This is a genomic window from Ruegeria sp. CDSC051 (assembly GCF_059610665.1).
Genome location: NZ_JBXWOC010000002.1, coordinates 367437 through 383198, shown reverse-complemented (window position 1 = coordinate 383198; position 15762 = coordinate 367437). Strand labels below are relative to the sequence as shown.

The 15762-nt window shown below is 55.1% G+C and carries 13 protein-coding genes; 1 reads left to right on the top strand and 12 read right to left on the bottom strand.

All coding sequences use genetic code 11. From position 1 onward, the window contains the following. Positions 1-72: 72 nt before the first annotated feature. The 12 genes from AC2FH0_RS07325 to AC2FH0_RS07270 form a co-directional block, all read right to left on the bottom strand. Positions 73-1710: an OmpA family protein gene (locus AC2FH0_RS07325; RefSeq protein ID WP_496788954.1), complete on the bottom strand. Its 1638-nt coding sequence runs from the start codon at positions 1708-1710 to the stop codon at positions 73-75. Between the two features lie 82 nt (positions 1711-1792). Continuing rightward, on the bottom strand, positions 1793-3406 hold the full coding sequence (locus tag AC2FH0_RS07320; protein WP_496697221.1) for a phosphate ABC transporter substrate-binding/OmpA family protein: 1614 nt from the start codon (positions 3404-3406) through the stop codon (positions 1793-1795). Positions 3407-3622: 216 nt separating this feature from the next. Beyond that, the gene (locus AC2FH0_RS07315; RefSeq protein ID WP_496788953.1) at positions 3623-4516 is read right to left on the bottom strand and encodes a type IV pili methyl-accepting chemotaxis transducer N-terminal domain-containing protein; all 894 of its coding nucleotides are present in this window, start codon (positions 4514-4516) and stop codon (positions 3623-3625) included. Between the two features lie 311 nt (positions 4517-4827). Further along, entirely contained in the window at positions 4828-5544 is a 717-nt protein-coding gene (locus tag AC2FH0_RS07310; protein WP_496788951.1) for a glycoside hydrolase family 25 protein, read from the bottom strand. 21 nt (positions 5545-5565) lie between these two features. Then, a complete protein-coding gene (locus AC2FH0_RS07305; protein ID WP_496788950.1) occupies positions 5566-6204 on the bottom strand; it encodes a tail fiber protein in 639 nt (212 codons plus the stop codon). After that, positions 6201-9497 (bottom strand): hypothetical protein, encoded by a 3297-nt coding sequence (locus AC2FH0_RS07300; RefSeq protein WP_496788949.1) that lies wholly within the window; start codon positions 9495-9497, stop codon positions 6201-6203. The genes AC2FH0_RS07305 and AC2FH0_RS07300 overlap by 4 nt, the downstream gene beginning before the upstream one ends. A gap of 5 nt (positions 9498-9502) precedes the next feature. Next, the gene (locus tag AC2FH0_RS07295; protein WP_496788947.1) at positions 9503-10183 is read right to left on the bottom strand and encodes a hypothetical protein; all 681 of its coding nucleotides are present in this window, start codon (positions 10181-10183) and stop codon (positions 9503-9505) included. Between the two features lie 41 nt (positions 10184-10224). Continuing rightward, positions 10225-11532, bottom strand: coding sequence for a hypothetical protein (locus tag AC2FH0_RS07290; RefSeq protein WP_496709090.1), 1308 nt, complete (start codon positions 11530-11532; stop codon positions 10225-10227). A gap of 36 nt (positions 11533-11568) precedes the next feature. Next, entirely contained in the window at positions 11569-12162 is a 594-nt protein-coding gene (locus tag AC2FH0_RS07285) for a hypothetical protein (RefSeq protein ID WP_496705314.1), read from the bottom strand. A gap of 23 nt (positions 12163-12185) precedes the next feature. After that, the gene (locus AC2FH0_RS07280) at positions 12186-12785 is read right to left on the bottom strand and encodes a hypothetical protein (RefSeq protein ID WP_142640306.1); all 600 of its coding nucleotides are present in this window, start codon (positions 12783-12785) and stop codon (positions 12186-12188) included. A 73-nt stretch (positions 12786-12858) separates the two neighbouring features. Further along, positions 12859-13485 carry a hypothetical protein gene (locus AC2FH0_RS07275; RefSeq protein WP_496788945.1) on the bottom strand — a complete coding sequence of 209 codons (627 nt, stop codon included), beginning with the start codon at positions 13483-13485 and terminating at the stop codon, positions 12859-12861. A 210-nt stretch (positions 13486-13695) separates the two neighbouring features. After that, positions 13696-14541 carry a helix-turn-helix transcriptional regulator gene (locus AC2FH0_RS07270; RefSeq protein ID WP_496788944.1) on the bottom strand — a complete coding sequence of 282 codons (846 nt, stop codon included), beginning with the start codon at positions 14539-14541 and terminating at the stop codon, positions 13696-13698. Between the two features lie 157 nt (positions 14542-14698). Here AC2FH0_RS07270 and AC2FH0_RS07265 point away from each other — a divergent pair, with 157 nt between their 5' ends. After that, entirely contained in the window at positions 14699-15721 is a 1023-nt protein-coding gene (locus AC2FH0_RS07265; protein ID WP_496788943.1) for an Ldh family oxidoreductase, read from the top strand. Positions 15722-15762: the final 41 nt, after the last annotated feature.

Sequence of the window (15762 nt, the reverse complement as noted above, 5' to 3'; positions counted from 1 at the left end):
GGTTCCGGTGCCGGCCGATTGTTGCTCACAAAATCTGTACAAAAGTGGTGTCAGGAACCTGGGGATGATGCTTTACTCTCCCCATGCGGTTACTTCGGCATCGGGCCCTTCTAGTTCGCTCCAAACTTCGACACGGCGGTTTTTGGCACGGCCAATCGAGTTGGTGTTGCACGCGACCGGGGCCATTTCCCCGTAACCACGCACCTCGACCAAAGTGCCATTTGGTTCGATGGTTTTGTTCAGCTCTTGGAGCACCTTTTTGGCGCGCGCCAACGAAAGCTGACGGTTTTTGCCAAAGCTGCCGCCGGCATCGGCAAAACCGGCCAAAACGATTTTATAGGGTTTGACATCCCGGATATATTCAGCAATTCGGGCGATATCCCGCTTCGCCTTGTTGTCCAGGCTGGACGAGCTGGGCGCAAAACGGAACGTCGTTGAAAGGCGCCTGGTCGCTAATTTTTCCGCAACATAGGACCGTATCTCAGCCGAATTTGCCGAAACCGCCATGGCTTCGATGCTCGCCTTCAGCTGTTCGAACTTTGCGTCCTCTTCCTGTTCGACAACAGACAGGCTTGTGACCCCGGACTTTGAAACCAGCCCGTCAATTTCAGGACTATCCAAAAAGGACACCAAGGCTGTGGTAAAGCTTCCGGAATCGCGACCGTTATAGGCGGTCACCCGATTTTGTAGCCCATATTCTTCGGTTTTCATCGAAAACTGGTTTGGCAGATGGACAATGCCACATTCGCTGAGCAGAGGCATCGCCCTCGCATCGCGGATCGTAGAATACCGCATGACACCAAAGCCATACAGGTCGGATTCGATTGCACGGGAAAGTGCGCGATCAGAATTTACGATTTCGGCGCCGGGGGACAACTCACGCCCAAATGGAGACAGGATCAAACCCTCAATTCGGTGAAACGCCCCAGAGGATTTGGGCAGCGAGTAGACGTTGATATTTTGATCCGGGCCGCCGAGCTGTTTCCAGTTGGTAATTTCACCGGACAATATCTGCGAAATCTGATCAACCGTCAGAGCCTTCGTGCCATTTACAGGATTGACCGAAGCCGTATAGCCATCAACCGCCAGCACATGCTCTTGCTGCAAAGCTGTAAGATCGCCAAGGCCACTCTTCCTGGCCTTTCGGTACAATTCAGCTGAAACCGGCTCCTCGCTGATAATCAAATCGCTCTGACCGGCAATGAGAGACTCGAACAAGTCCTGCCCGGTTGCTTCTTTGACAAGGATATTGTGAACCGGTTCAGCCGCGTCATCGGTGATCAGGATATCAAAGGCCTTTCGTCCTTCGATCGTCGAAACCTTGCCGGCATCTGTGTCAAATCCGTGCTGCTCTCCCAGTGGTACACCCTGCAGATCAAAGGTGTCCGAGAACAGTTCCCGCTCGGAGGCAAACCCATCTACGACAAGAGGAAGGAGGATATCCGCCAGACCTCCTGCGCCAGAAACCACCATGTCGGTATCCGAAGGCAGGCTTTTCGGGCAGCCTGAACCCTGACAAAGAAATTCAGACGCGTTCAGAGAAAGCACACCAACATTGGAACGGACAATGAATTTCCCTGGCTGGATATCTACCAGCTCACCTGTCACCGACCTGGACCCGTTTTTCGCGGTCAGCGTGACATCCTGCGCGTGCCCCAAAGAAGCAATGACCACAAAGCCTGCTGCAGCTGCGTATTTGGACAAACTCATCATACTCGTCTAAAACCCCGGATAAATTTTAACGCGTGACGCGGAAGCCGCAGCACAATGGCCGCGGCTTCCAATCATGTGATTATTCTTTGATCCACACTTCAACACGGCGGTTGATTGCGCGGCCACGCGGGCTGTCATTGCAGGCCACGGGTTCCAGCTCGCCGTATCCGGATGCCTTCAGAGTTATGCCTTCAAGCTCGCCACCCGTTGCCACTTCGATCAGATGATCCAATGCGGCTTCGGCGCGCTCCTGCGAAATCAGCAGGTTCGAGTCAAAGGGGCCTTTGTTATCTGTAAACCCAACGATAACGACCTCGGTTGGTTTGCTCTCACCCAGGTATTTGATCATCCGTGCCAAATCCCGCTCGGCCTTGTTGTCAAAACGCTTAGAGCCGGGCGCAAAACGGAACGTTGTCGAAAGACGATCATGGGTATTCATGTTTTTCAGAAGGCTCTCGACCAGTTCGGCCTCGTATTCATTTTCACCTTCTTCAAGCTCGGCCGCCAGCCGTTCAGAAGCTCGCTCCTGACTGTCCGCTGTGATCGACAGGTCGATATATCCAGCCTTTGCAACCAGTCCATCCAGCCCGTCAGTGTCCAGAAAATCAACCAATTCACGCGCATAGCCGTCGATATCCGCGCGGTTGTAGACCACAACCCGTTCCTGCAGATAGTATTCTTCGGTCTTGAGGTTAAAGGTGCTCGGGTCCTGAATGATCCCGCAGGTTGTGCGCAGCGGAACAGCGCGCGCCGAGCGCTTGGCCGCATAGTTCACGATACCAAAGCCAGCGACATCTTCCATGATCGCGGTCGTCAATTCGGTTCTGTCATGGACGATACTGGATTCAGTTGTCAGAGATTTGTCCGACTTTTTGAACAGAAGCTTTTCAATGTGGTGATAAGCCTCGGTGTCAGGGTCGAAGGAATACACGTGAATGGGTGCATCGGACCCGCCAACCTCGGACCAGTTTGTAATGTCGCCGGACATGATATCGCGCGCCTGCTTAACGCTCAGATCAGGGATCTGGTTCAAAGGGTTCACGATCATCGCAAATCCGTCCACGGCAATGACGCGTTCCTGGTCGAAATCGCGCAGATTTCCACCGCCGCCTTCGGATACGATTGAACGATCCGCTTTACCGGCCGGTGTTTCCGAGAAGATGATCGACGCGTCTTTCTTGGCCATCCGCTCGAACAAGCGCGCACCATTCGCCGTATGAATGCCGAACGTGGCAACGTCGTCGCCTTCCAGATCGTTCAGCACCAAGGCAAAGTCATGTTCTTCGCCAAACTTGTGGTCGCCCACATCGACAGTCTCGGTATCAACCGGTTCACCGTTTTCGTCATACAGCTGGGCTTCGGCTTCCAACGCGACCGCGGCATAGCCCTCGGCAATAATCGGAACCAGAACTTCGGCGATTTCGTCCGGTGCGGAAATCTCAAGATCATAGACGTATGTCTGTTCGGTCGGACAGGCTTCGCCCTCACAGGTCACAAGATCCTGGTTGATCACAAACTCGCCAATATCGGTTTCGACCAGATATTTCCCGTCTTTCGACGACAAAAGATTGCCAATAACATCGATATTGCTGTCTTTCCCGACCAGACGCACCTCTTGCGCGAGTGAGCCTGTGGTGATACAACCTGTGATTACAGAGGCGGCGAACAGCCGCTGGAATGTCGAATTTAACATCTTAACTCCTCGAGTTAGCACTCATTTGGTGTTTTTTTGATGCATGTTTTTGTGCATCAAAAGACGCGAATGTGGCTGCACTGCGGTTTGTGGATATGCGTTGCAGAGGTGAATGAGCCAAATCGCGCGATTTACAGTTTCTCGGTGATTGCAATGCCTTGGATTGCGAATATCCCCGAACTCAGGCCCAGGCGTTGCCCAAGCCCCTGATAGTGATCAGGAATCGAGCTTGATTGCCTCTTCGTACAGAAGCGCGGCCCTTTCAGCTTCGATTTCAAGAACGTCCATCTCGGCGCAGAAATGGGTTACATCCGCGACATTCGGAACATCAACACCGTCCAGCTGTTCGACGACGGGCTGCAACTTGACCCAATGCGTCTGCACTTCGGTCAATGCTTCACGAGCAGCTTTGCTTGGCGGTTTGGCGATTGTTATCGAACTGCTACCACCTTCGATCAGCACATCCACGATCTTACCAAACTTCTTGGCGTTCTTTTTGAACTTCTCGTGGTGCTCAACAGTGTCTTTGCCTGTGGCAGCCAGAGCGATCTCTTTGCAGATTTTCTGCGTCAGCATTCGTTGGCGACCCGCAAAGTCCAGCGCAATCGCAAGCGCCAGATCAATGTCCACGTCCCCGTAAGCTTCTTCCAGCTTGCGAACAACATGGTGACAGGTCTTTTCCAGAGCCTCGTCATTGTCGACAATCATATGAAGATGTTCGTCATCGACAGACCCGGCCGCGATGATTTCTTCAACCGCTATGCGATAGGGCGCCCAAAGCGTCTCTACCTCTTTCAGAGCATTGTTGACGGACACAAACCTTTCGCGATCAACACCCGAAGACCCTTTGCCTTCGCGGAACCCCAAAAGGATGTTGTCGAACTCATCATGAGCATGTTGCAGCTCTGCAAGATCTTTTTCCACCTCAGCACCGAGGCTTAAAAGCACAACGGCTTTGGCGACCTTCTCTGTGAGGAAACTCAGCTTATCCGCGGCCAGTATACGGTGTGCTACCTGACCTGCGGCCATTGCCAGTGCATTTCCCCCCACTGGCAATAATGTCGCAACTGTCGCGACTGATGCGCAGTTAACGAAGACTCGTCGATTCATTCTCATTGCAGTTAACCTTACCCCTGTTCACATTTAACCCACCACATTCGAACGTGACCTCTTCTTTCGGGTGGCAATGTGGAACGCCCAAGATCAAATTGTGTTGATTTCGGGACTTACGCCACGTCACCCAAACCGAGCCAGGACTGGTGATTCATAAGGTAGATGGGCCATTTTGTTCGACGCATACGACAGGTCAAAAACAATCCTAACCAACCGGGATCACACAAATCCTTTTGTGGAATTGCACCACCGTTTTTGGGTTTGCCCAAGCTAGCAACTGAACATTTTGGTTAATCGAACTGTGACAATTATAAGTTTCGACTTCGCACCCCGTACTGCGCCTTCAGTTGCTGAACCGATCCGCGATACACGTCCAAATCAACCTCTGGGGCAATTCCGGACACTCGCTCGTTCGTAGAATGCTGCCAAAACTCCCATTGCGGCGCATTGGGTGCGGGTCTGGCTGCGTATTCTGCCAGCCAGACCGGGTAGTTCCCGAAACCCGAGGTCAGCTCGGTCTCCCAGGTGTTCAGATTGGCATATACCATCGGAACCGTTCCGAAAGCTCTCTGAACGCTGGTAAGCCATTCCAGCGCGAGGCTTCGATAGGCGGCCCCCTGTGCCGTCGGGACGCCTTCAAGATCGAGTGTAAATGGCAGGTGCAGAAGGCCGGATTTTCCAACCGGGCCTTTCGAAAGAACAGCCTGCACTGCATCGACAAAATTCGTGACCTGTGGCTTGGCCGGGTGGCTGATGTGAAGCAGGTGGTAGGCGCCGCACAGGATACCCACCTCATTCGCGCCGAGTACATTTGGCTGAAAATACGCATCCTTGATGCTGACGCTTTCGGTCGCCTTTATCAGCGCAAAAGAAACACCCGAGGCTGCGACTTGCGGCCAATTGATATCCCGCTGATGATCACTGACATCTATCCCTTTTGCCTGCGCCTTATCTGGCGCCGCTTTGGGAATATGACCCGATGGTTTGCGAAACGACCTTACAATTTTGCCCAGCCTACATGCCATCAGATCGGCCTTTTCTATCTGTCATAACACCGCATCCAACCGACATTTGATCAGCCAATAGACCGAGATGTTGATTGCGCGGGTCTCGGTCTCGCTGGTCAGGGCCGACCCTTTAACGACGTTGCCCGAATTGGATTGGGGTGTGGGGGCGATAACCGGTTCCGGGCCTAACACTCCGTTTGAAACCGTGCTGTCGCTTTGTTCCAGCACATGTTGGTGTTGCTGGAGCGCAGACAGTTGCAGCGACCCTACCCCGTCATATTTCTGGTTCTTTTTGTCGGTCCGGTACCTCTGGTCCTGATCCTTATCGACTTTCCCGCCGGGGTCGACGCCGCGCAGAAAATAGCCCTGGTAATCAGGCAGTCGAAACTCTCCGTCCTTGCCTTTACCAAACAGATATCCGATGGCGGCAAACAATTCCGGATAAGCGGAAATCAACAGAGGTGAGCCGTCGCAAACCTTCCAGCCATAATGTTGCAGATCAGTGGTCCCGCCCGCCAGCTTTTTGGATTGTCCCAGAAGCTCCCCGGAAAAAGCGATCACCGCGCCAACCGGCATCCCCAATACCCGGCCCGGAGACGGACCCCAGCCTTGTTGCGGCTCAAACGGTCCGCCAGGAGCATTTGGTCGGGGCGGGGTCGGAAAGCCTGGCGGTCTCATTCTGAATCCGCCTGACCTGGCAGATCACTATCCGCACTCAGCATGCACATATGCGTGGGCACCTGAACCGTCCAGGATTGCGCATTGCCTTCATCGTCTTGTGTATGTTCCGATTTTATCCGGGCCACAATCTCGGCGTCTTCGGGCAAGCAAGGGGCAAGATGGTCTGCATCCGGCCAGATCCGACCGGTGCGCAGGAAATACAGGAAACTGCGCGCGTGCTTTCTGTCGACCGGTGCCAGAATGCGCACACGGTCAGCGCGCAGAAAATCCCGGAACCGCAGGTCGGGTACGGTCTCACGCAGGGCAAGATCCGCGGGGTCGCCTGTCAGATCGCTGACTTCGTCCTCGATATCCATGAATGTGGCGATGTCGGACCACCCGACCGTTTGTTGCAGATAGTGCCGGATACGCGGCTTGGCATAATCCGGGGCCACGGCATCTTTCTCGGACCCGCTGAGGGTCAAGATTTGCTCCTGAGCCGCGGACAGGATTTCCGTCGTCACCGCCTTGTTCAGGAACGCAGGGTTCTGAGCCTCAATCGCAGCCACCTGTTGTTCCAGTTTGCGACGGTATCCCTCTAGCTGCCGCGCATACGCTTCCTTGATCAGCCTATAGGTTTCGAATTGCCAATCGGAATAAGTCTGCGCCGACCGTTGGCACGTCACTTCAAGAGTTGCCGCAAAGAAACCGGTCAATTCGGATTGCAGATGCATTGGTGCAGGATCGGGAACCGGCATATCCGGCGGAGAGTTGGGCTCGGACGATTGTGTGGCTGCGGTTTGCTTGGGGCTGCACAGAATGGTGAACCCAAGCGGATGGCCTTCATCCGCCGGAGAGGTTCCGGTTCCGAACCCTTTATCCAGCTGGGCGCTCAGCACCTGCGCGCCCGAGGCTTGGCTGACAGGCAGGCGCAGTGGCTGCGGTGACTTGTCCGCATGGCCATTTGCACCAGAAGGAGCGGTTTTGCCCCCCGCTTGCTGAGGTTGCAGGGCGACCGACCCCACGATGACATGGGTTTCCGCCGGGGTTCCGACACTCATCACCGAGGCTGTTGCACTGATCGGCTCAAAGCCGCCTGGGATCAACAGGGCGCCTTCTGCCACTGGCGTGTGGCTTTGCACCGTTTGGCTCACCACAAGCTGGGATGGCGGCGCCATGCGGGTCGCCTCCACCCCGAATTCCTGAAAGGCATCAAGGTAAAAAACCTTGCCATCGTCAGTCGAGCCTGCCGTGTCCGTCAGATTCTGAAACCCGGCAATCCCGAACTCAGCTGGCGATTTCGGTGGGCGCAGATCAAGCTGCCAGGACCGGCGGATGTGCCTGACCAGATTCTCGCCTGGGCTGGGGACCATGATCTCAAAAATCAGAACCTCGCCCAGGCTTTTCGTGCGCAGGCGGAAGCTTCTGTTCACCCAGCGATAGATGCCGCGGATATCCGTGCCGTTCCGCCGATTGTCAAAGCGAGTCACATCCGAGTATTCGGTTTCTTCAACTTCGGATACCTCGCGCGTATGGCGCATTTCGCGTGACAGGTTTCGCACCGTTTTCTCGACGATGTCGCGAGCGAATTTCAGGTCGTTTTTCGCAAAGCCTCCGGCTGGCTGCTCTTGCACCCACCAATTCCCGGTAACACTCATCTTATTGCCATCTGTCGGCATTCCGTACTGGGTGTCGTAGGAGTTGACATGCGTGGTCGAGACATGGTCGGCCAACGTCTTTTGCACCTGGTTGATTAGGTCCGAGACCGAGGTATCCTCGTCCCGCCGTGCAATTTTGGTGGTCACATCGGAATGTGCCTCATGGCTTTCGCGGCGCTGCAACCTCCGGTTTCGCGTCTCGCGCATTTCACCGCGCAAGACATTTTCGATACGCTGCACGTCGCCCAATTCATACCCAAGTGGCTGATACCGGATCGAACGGGCAAGCCCGTATGAATAGGCGCGCACCCAGCCGGGCTTTGTCAATTTCAAAGGGATCTGATGATCTGTATCCTTTGCCGCAACCGGCGCAGGCTTTTTCGGCTCGAATATGGAGCCAGGCAAAACCAGCGTCGCATGCATCCAAGCTTTGATCTGTTGCCCGGTGACCGGATCGGTCATCAAACTGGCCTGCCCTCCTTCGGTTGCAGCCAGTGCACGGGTCAGAACGTGATGGGTAGTCAACACCTGAATCAGAACTGCAAGTTCGTCTTTTTGCCAGCCAGCCAGAAGGTTCAGCGCAATAGTGCTTTCCCAGATGCGGGCCAGTTCCTTTTGCGCATCCGGTGCATTTGCCAGAACCTTGAATGCGGCCCATCCGCCCAGACGGGCCTTGATCAGATCTGTGATCTGGGCCAGCGTAAATTCCGGCAGCTCTCGCAGAGCCGGCCACAGTTCAGGATAAGAACTGAATGGCGGGCCAAGCGTTTCAATCGAGGAGATGTACCCTTTGGGTTTGTTCGGTTCAGCCGCAGGCTGAGCCTTGCCGGATTGCCCCGCATCCGATGCCGGATGGGGCGAACTATCCCCACCTGGTGTTTTGTCGGTGTTCGAGCTTGGATCCACGTAAGTAACCGCCAAAGCCTCCTGCCCTGACCTGTCCCCGGATTTTGAAACAAGGCTTTGCAGGAACACGCTGTTCGCCAGGATCTTTTGCGGAACCTCCATGAAACCCGCATCCAGCGCGCCCGGCGCTATCGACGGCCAGTGTTTCATATAGATGAAGGGGAACAGCTCATCCCAGCGCAGGTTGGCCCCTTGGGTGATCGGGCTCAGCCCTTCGGAATCTGGATCATCGCTGAAGGGATCACTGCCATCTCCGGCGTGATTGTGGCTTGGCTGATCTGGGTCATGCCCGTCATGTCCGCCTGAACCGTTTTGCCCGATGCCAGAGTTCCCACCATCATCGGCCCCGCCCCCTGCCCCGGAATCGGGCGATGGAATATGGCTTGGCTTGCCAAATTCAGACATGAAACCCTGAAAGCGCCAGACACGACCGGTCTCGGGTTCTTGCAGAGCCAAAGCCCCAAGGACCTGCTGAGACAACGGTGTACTCAACCCGCTTTGCCAGGTCAGGGTACCGGTCAACCGCTCACCGGTTTCGAACAGCACATTCAGCGGCGTTCTTTCCTTGTACCTCAGAACAGGGCCGCGCACGGCCTTGCCCGGTGTCTTGGTGAAAAAGAACTGGACGGTCACGAATTCCGGGGGATCGGCACCATGCGGATGGGTTTCGAAATTGGCCACCAACTGGTTACGCAGATCCTCGAACGGCGCATCCATCCAAATGAGTTTGGGGTCCTGGCTGGTCATGCCCGTTAAGCGTCTTCCACCGCCAACACGACCTCAAGCTCGCTGATCGCCTGCAGTGAACCCTTGGTCAGCTTGCTGGATTTCAGGCCACTGATTTCCAGACGCTCGATATCCAGTTGCCAGACATCAACACCGGTATGGATGTTGTCAAAAGGCGCGTGCGGAAAGAATGCCTCGATCTCGGTGTATTCATACAGGTTGTCCTGAATCACGGCCAACATCGCCGCGCGAGCCTCGGCCAACACCTCAACCATATAGTCGCGAATGCGGTCCAGATCCGCGTCGGACACTTCGGCGAAATAAACCGCGGATCGCGTGCCATCTTCGTCGAAACGGGTCACGACTTCGGTCGCCGGGGCGAGCAATATCTCATGCTCGCCCTCGATTGACACAGGCCCCCTGTCTGCCGCTTCTGGGGGAAGGAACTCGATCAGCGCACCGCAACAATCAATCAGAATTTGTTGGCCGGCTTCGGCAATGAAATTATCATCCTCCCAAAGCTCAATCGCGATTTCAGGATCAACCTGAGCGTATGGCAGAGCATAGCGCCCGCCGCCCTGCAGTTTCTGACCTTCGGGGAAAATTTGCCCCCCATTTCCACGCTGGAAAAAGGTCAGGATAGGTCGACGAAACATCAGAAACCGACCAGAGCGGGTATGTACGAGTGCATAAACCTGAAAGGCCATGTGTCTTCTCCTCCGATATGTTAATTCGGGCTGTCGGTGACTTAGTCCAAACCCAATACGCGACGGACGCGGCTCAGCTCGCGGTCATGAACAGTCAGGGCATCCAGAAACAGAGAGACCGCAACCCGGTTATCCGCAGAATAATGCCCGCCCAGAACATGCTCCAGCGCAGCCGGGCAGTGGTCATAGGCACCCGCGATATTGTCGACGCTCAGCGCGCGCATCCCAGTACGCAGAACCTTGTCGCAATAGGCAGCAAAGCTGGCGTTCAGGTCGTTGATCACGATCCGCTCGGTTTTGGGTGAGGTCGACGGCTTGTACGGCTCGTAAAGTGGCACCCAGCTTTCGGCGCGCCCCAGATGGGTCGAGGTGGGCGGATAGCCATTGGCGGTCATGAACATCGTACAGCCAAAACACGAGGCCAGCTTGGTGGTACAGTCACCAACCGTAATTTCATAAGGCGTGCAATGCGGGCCCAGATGATAGGCCTTGTAGATCGCCTGGATCATACCGTGGGTATAGCCCTTAACGCCTTCGTCCCCGCTTTCATCGACGAAATTCATACCCTGATCAAAGCGCATGATATTGGTGATCTGGTCCGACCGGTTTGTCGCCCCGTGATCGGGTTCCCCTTCCTTCGGAGCATCCTGCGCCAGATCGCCGCCAATGATGCCCCAACCAACGCAGTCATGGTCATGGGTATCGCGACGAACGCGCGGGTTCCACAGGGCAGAATCCTCGGGCGGCAACCACCGAGGGTACCATCCCTCGAAAATATTGTCGTCATGATCGCCCGCATCCAGATCAGGGATATGGAACCGCGCGCTTGGCATCGGACCGACCGGATCGGTGTCGCCTTCGACATTTCCGTTATCGACAAACCCGGTATAGGCCCCCAGCCCGATATACTGATAAGCGGGGTCGCGATCCCTTTGCTTGATCTCATCATATAGCACCTGCCCCTTGTCACTGAGGTGGTGTTCGGGGTGGCGGATATCGCCCTCGGTCGGAGGCTCATGCCCGGCCAAACCATAAACCCCAACGATCACAGCGCCGGTTTTATGATCGACGGCCGTCCCTGCCCTGACCGAATGGCCCTGCATGTCGATTTCCAAAGCGGCCAGCTGTCCGATTTTCTGGGCGGCTTGCTGAAGCTGATCCCATTCGCGGGACCATTTGTCGGGCCTGGGCATCTCGTCAGAAGGTTCCATTGAAAACTGCACATCGACATTGGCGCGGATCTGTTCGATCGAATGACCTACGATGGCGGCGGCAACAATATAGTCCGCCTCACGCTTGGGATCGGCACCGCCGTCGGTCAGAATTCCGGATGTACGTCTGTAAACCATCAATTCACTCCTCCAAAGTTTCGCCCGCTTTGGGCGTCATGAATATTGAATGTCGTAACCAACAAAATTGATCGGATCGGAATTCGGACCCGGCGTGCCGCCATACATGGCGACGCGCATTGCCTGGACCTGGTGCAGATCAAAACTGGCCACACCCGGACCTATTTCCCGGCGGTCGATCCGAAAACCCTGCCGCGTTGTCATATCGGCCGCAAAGTTCAGCCGGTCCGGAGCCCGGAGCACGCATTCTCCCTGCAAAGGCAGGCGGGTTTCGGTCAGGGGAAAGCCGCAGCGCACGACCTGCACCTTGTGCAACCGATGCCCTTTTGGAACCGTGATGGTCAGGTCAATCCCGTCGCCTTTGCGCCGGGGTTCGATCGTTGCCTCGCCACAGACAACTTTGCGATCCACCAGAACATCGGGCGAGATATTGCCCTCGCGAGTGACGAACCTGACCGACAGGGCCAGGTCAATCTGAAAGCTTCGGTACCAGCGATACGGGCATTGCAGAACAACCTGCCAGGTTAACGGCCTAATGTGCTGGTCGTGATCCAAACAGTCCCAGAACAGGCCAACCCTGCGCACATTGGGGTTTAATGATCGGTTCTCAAATACGAGTTGGGTTGTCATCGCGCCACCCTGACGAATCTGTGTTATGAACTCGACGGCGGCGGCGACAGCCTCATGATAAAACCAAGCTGTTGAAACCCCGGCTCCAGGCCGGATTTCAGACGCAACCTCAAGAACTTTCCGTCCGGCTCGCCACTGATTTTGACGTGGCCGACCACTGTGAAATCTGTTTTACCCTTATCGCCCTTGGACGGTGACGCCTTGGCGTCTTTGCTGGGCTTGGGTTTGGCGGGTTTGGGAACCTCAACCCAGCCATCACTGACCGCCAGAGCCTGAATTTCGGATGAGACCCCGTCCTTGGAATATGTAAAATCCGTGAAGGTGACGGCCACGTCCTCAAATTTCCCGGCATCGTCCACCTTGTACTGAACCGAGATCTGAAGCCCGTTATAGGGGGGCTTGTTGCGCCCGGTCTTATGGAAATCGCCAGATTGCCAAACCTGTTTGATGGGCTTCAAACTGTCTTTCTTGTCCGCGTCATCCTTGGGTTTCGAATCCGGCTTTTTGGGATTCGCGGGCTTTACCGGCGTCGGGGTATCAGCGGCAGCCTTCTGATCGCTGTCTTCGTCGCCCTCAGACCGTTTGCGTTTTAGGGCGATTGTTGTGTCGGCAGTTTTGGTCATGACACACCTCCTCTTTCCATAGCTCCGTCAAGCGGTGTGCATCCTGCGGCGCGTGATTCGCCGCAGGGCGCGTTTACGCATTGATGTTTGCCAGCTGGAAATCGAAGGGGGTAGAGTTTTTGCCAGGCCCGCCGCCCGACATCACGATATCAGCGCTTTGGATGCCGAACAGATTGATCTCGGTGTTGATCTGACTGATGATCGCCGAGTCCATGACCTGGCCCTCTTCGATCTGCGACACCACGCCGATATAGATGGTCGGGTGGAACTGAAAGACGCCCTTCTGCCCCGGCGCAAGGTTGGTCTTGGCGGCCAGAAGTTTGCCTTCGCGATAGATATTCGCGTTGATCGACCCCATAGTCAGGTTGTTGCGCAGCTCGACCTCATTCGGTGACGTTGCCGGGGTTTTGGCCAGGCGCAAAATATCTCCGCTGGTGTCTTTGACCATTTCATAGGCCTGACCGTCATAGGCCGTCATCTGCGGCGTATAGTTCCCATAACTGTCCGAGGCCGAAACCATGAATTTCAGCGGGTATTTGAAGGGGTGATAATCCAGCCGCCCCAGGTTTTTGATGACTTTCCACGCGATAGCGAGTTCGCCGAAATCTTCGGCCACGTTTTGCTGGAAAATAACGATCGATGAATTATTGGCATCATCCGAGTGATTGACCAATCTGAGTTGAATATTTTCGGTAACCAATTTCAGATTCCTTCCATTAGCGGTTCTTGTCGAGAACGACGAAATCGTGAATCAATGCTAGCTGAGAACTCTGTAATTCGATCTTTGCAGGAATCATCATTTCCTTTGATCTTTGCACTGTTAGACCCCTGCCCGCGGTAACCGGTGCACATTTTGGCCAGCCTCGCGCGCGCAGGAGCATGCTCATCCAGGACGTGTTTTGGGTGAGGCTTAATTCATCGAATTGCGATAGCGCCGATACTCCGACGGCGAGACGTCGAATTCCCGTTTGAACGCGGTCGAAAAGTTATTCGCATCCTCGTAGCCAACCTTGAAGGCGATGTCCTGAATGCTGTGCTGCCCCTCAAGAACCAGGGCCGCTGCATAGTTCAACCTGTAGCGCCGAAACCAAGCCATGGGGCCAACACCGAACTCTTCCTTGAAGCGCTTGGACAAGGTGTTCCGGTTTGACCCGACCACTTGCGCCAAGGCGTCAATGCCGCCTGCAAATTCGGGCTCGGTAGAAAGGAAATTACAAGCAGCATTGACCAACGTATCTTTTGAAAAGTACTCGGCAGAGACATCCTGTTTCATCAATGCTCGCGCCGCACTGAATCTGTGCTGGATTTCGCTGGTGACAAATGGATAGGCAATATAGTCGCTGTATCCTTGCGAATATACTTCGGCACGCGCCGTCGACAAACCCAGGTTGATCAGTGCAAAACTATGCTGGCGCTTATGCGACCCGGCAGGTTTTGGGGCGTTGGCCGGCACAAAACGCTTCAGGCACTGACGTACAACGATTGCTTTTTCATGGTAAGAAATGCCTGTGCTTTCTGCATCGTTCGACACGCGGTATCCCATAGACCTTTCAACTATGCTGCGAAATTCGGACAAAAGGCGCGGTGTAAACTCCAAGCAGATCACTCGGTCACGATCATAAGGACTATGCATAAAATTCCCCATCCAAAAAACTTCTGAAAATTTTGTAGGGCGCCACGCAGGGTGCGACCTCTGCTGATCTGAAAAATCAACTTGAGTCGCTGTGCCGCCACCACAACTTTCGATTGAGTACAAAAGGCCTGGGAACTTCTGTTAACTTATTCACATATTGCATTATTAGACCAATCCAATACGGTATTAACCATAAATGAATGGCAAATTGCCAAGGGTTCTCCTTGCCAGTCAGACCAAGCTATGCCTTCTTCTGCCAACGCAATGGGAGACATGGCAGATGAGCGAAGCGGTCAAGCTGACACTGGATGAGATACGAAACCTAAGCCTGACCATCCTGTCCGGATCCGGATACGGGCCGGACCATGCAGCGGCCATCGCGGATATGCTGGTCACCTGTCAGATTGATGATTGCCAGTCGCACGGCCTGTTCCGACTGTTCATGTGCAATGACACCATGAAGGCAGGCAAGATTGACGGAAATGTCGCGCCAGCCATTACCCAATCGGATAACGCCATCGTTCGGGTCGATGCTCGCGGGGGTATGTCCCTGCTGGCATTTCATGAGGCACTGCCAATTCTGATCGAGAAAACCCGAACCCATGGTATTGCAGCCATGGCCATCAATCGCTGTTTTCATTTCTCTGCCCTCTGGCCCGAAGTGGAGCGGCTATCTGCTGCCGGCCTTGCGGCGATGGCGATGGTACCAAGCCATTCCTGGGTTGCCCCTGCCGGCGGCACCCGCGGTTCGTTGGGCACCAACCCGCTGGCCTTCAGCTGGCCGCGACAGGGCAAGGATCCCTTCACCTTTGACTTCGCAACAAGCGCCTTTGCCCGTGGCGAAATCGAACTCTATCGCCGCGCAGGCAAGCCCCTGCCCGATGGCGTAGCAATCGATAAGGACGGCAACCCAACCAACGATCCGCAGGCTGCGATGGAGGGTGCGATGTTGACCTTCGGCAGCTACAAGGGTTCGGCCCTGTCCATCATGATCGAACTCTTGGCCGGTCCGTTGATCGACGACCTGACCAGTCTGGAAAGCATGGAGTTTGCCGGCAACTCAGGCGGCGCCCCCTATCATGGTGAAATCCTTCTGGCCTTCGATCCGAGGCATTTCAGCGGTGGCCGCATAGACCCGAATGATGCAAGGGCAGAACGCCTGTTCGCTGACATCACCGATCAGGGCGCGCGCCTGCCATCGCAACGCCGGTTTGCCGCCCGAGCCCGCAACATCGAACGCGGATATGTTGAGATTACCAAAACCCTCTATGACGATCTGCAAGAGTTGGCCCAACAGATTTAGCCCCCTTCCCCTCAGCAAAGCAGCTGGCTAAGAAGTCTCTC

What these genes read in the sequence shown, in the direction of transcription:
- AC2FH0_RS07290 (WP_496709090.1), bottom strand. Translation starts at nt 11,532, where the DNA reads ATGGTTTACAGACGTACATCCGGAATTCTGACCGACGGCGGTGCCGAT.
- AC2FH0_RS07305 (WP_496788950.1), bottom strand. Translation starts at nt 6,204, where the DNA reads ATGAGACCGCCAGGCTTTCCGACCCCGCCCCGACCAAATGCTCCTGGC.
- AC2FH0_RS07325 (WP_496788954.1), bottom strand. Translation starts at nt 1,710, where the DNA reads ATGAGTTTGTCCAAATACGCAGCTGCAGCAGGCTTTGTGGTCATTGCT.
- AC2FH0_RS07320 (WP_496697221.1), bottom strand. Translation starts at nt 3,406, where the DNA reads ATGTTAAATTCGACATTCCAGCGGCTGTTCGCCGCCTCTGTAATCACA.
- AC2FH0_RS07280 (WP_142640306.1), bottom strand. Translation starts at nt 12,785, where the DNA reads ATGACCAAAACTGCCGACACAACAATCGCCCTAAAACGCAAACGGTCT.
- AC2FH0_RS07310 (WP_496788951.1), bottom strand. Translation starts at nt 5,544, where the DNA reads ATGGCATGTAGGCTGGGCAAAATTGTAAGGTCGTTTCGCAAACCATCG.
- AC2FH0_RS07265 (WP_496788943.1), top strand. Translation starts at nt 14,699, where the DNA reads ATGAGCGAAGCGGTCAAGCTGACACTGGATGAGATACGAAACCTAAGC.
- AC2FH0_RS07300 (WP_496788949.1), bottom strand. Translation starts at nt 9,497, where the DNA reads ATGACCAGCCAGGACCCCAAACTCATTTGGATGGATGCGCCGTTCGAG.
- AC2FH0_RS07285 (WP_496705314.1), bottom strand. Translation starts at nt 12,162, where the DNA reads ATGACAACCCAACTCGTATTTGAGAACCGATCATTAAACCCCAATGTG.
- AC2FH0_RS07315 (WP_496788953.1), bottom strand. Translation starts at nt 4,516, where the DNA reads ATGAATCGACGAGTCTTCGTTAACTGCGCATCAGTCGCGACAGTTGCG.
- AC2FH0_RS07295 (WP_496788947.1), bottom strand. Translation starts at nt 10,183, where the DNA reads ATGGCCTTTCAGGTTTATGCACTCGTACATACCCGCTCTGGTCGGTTT.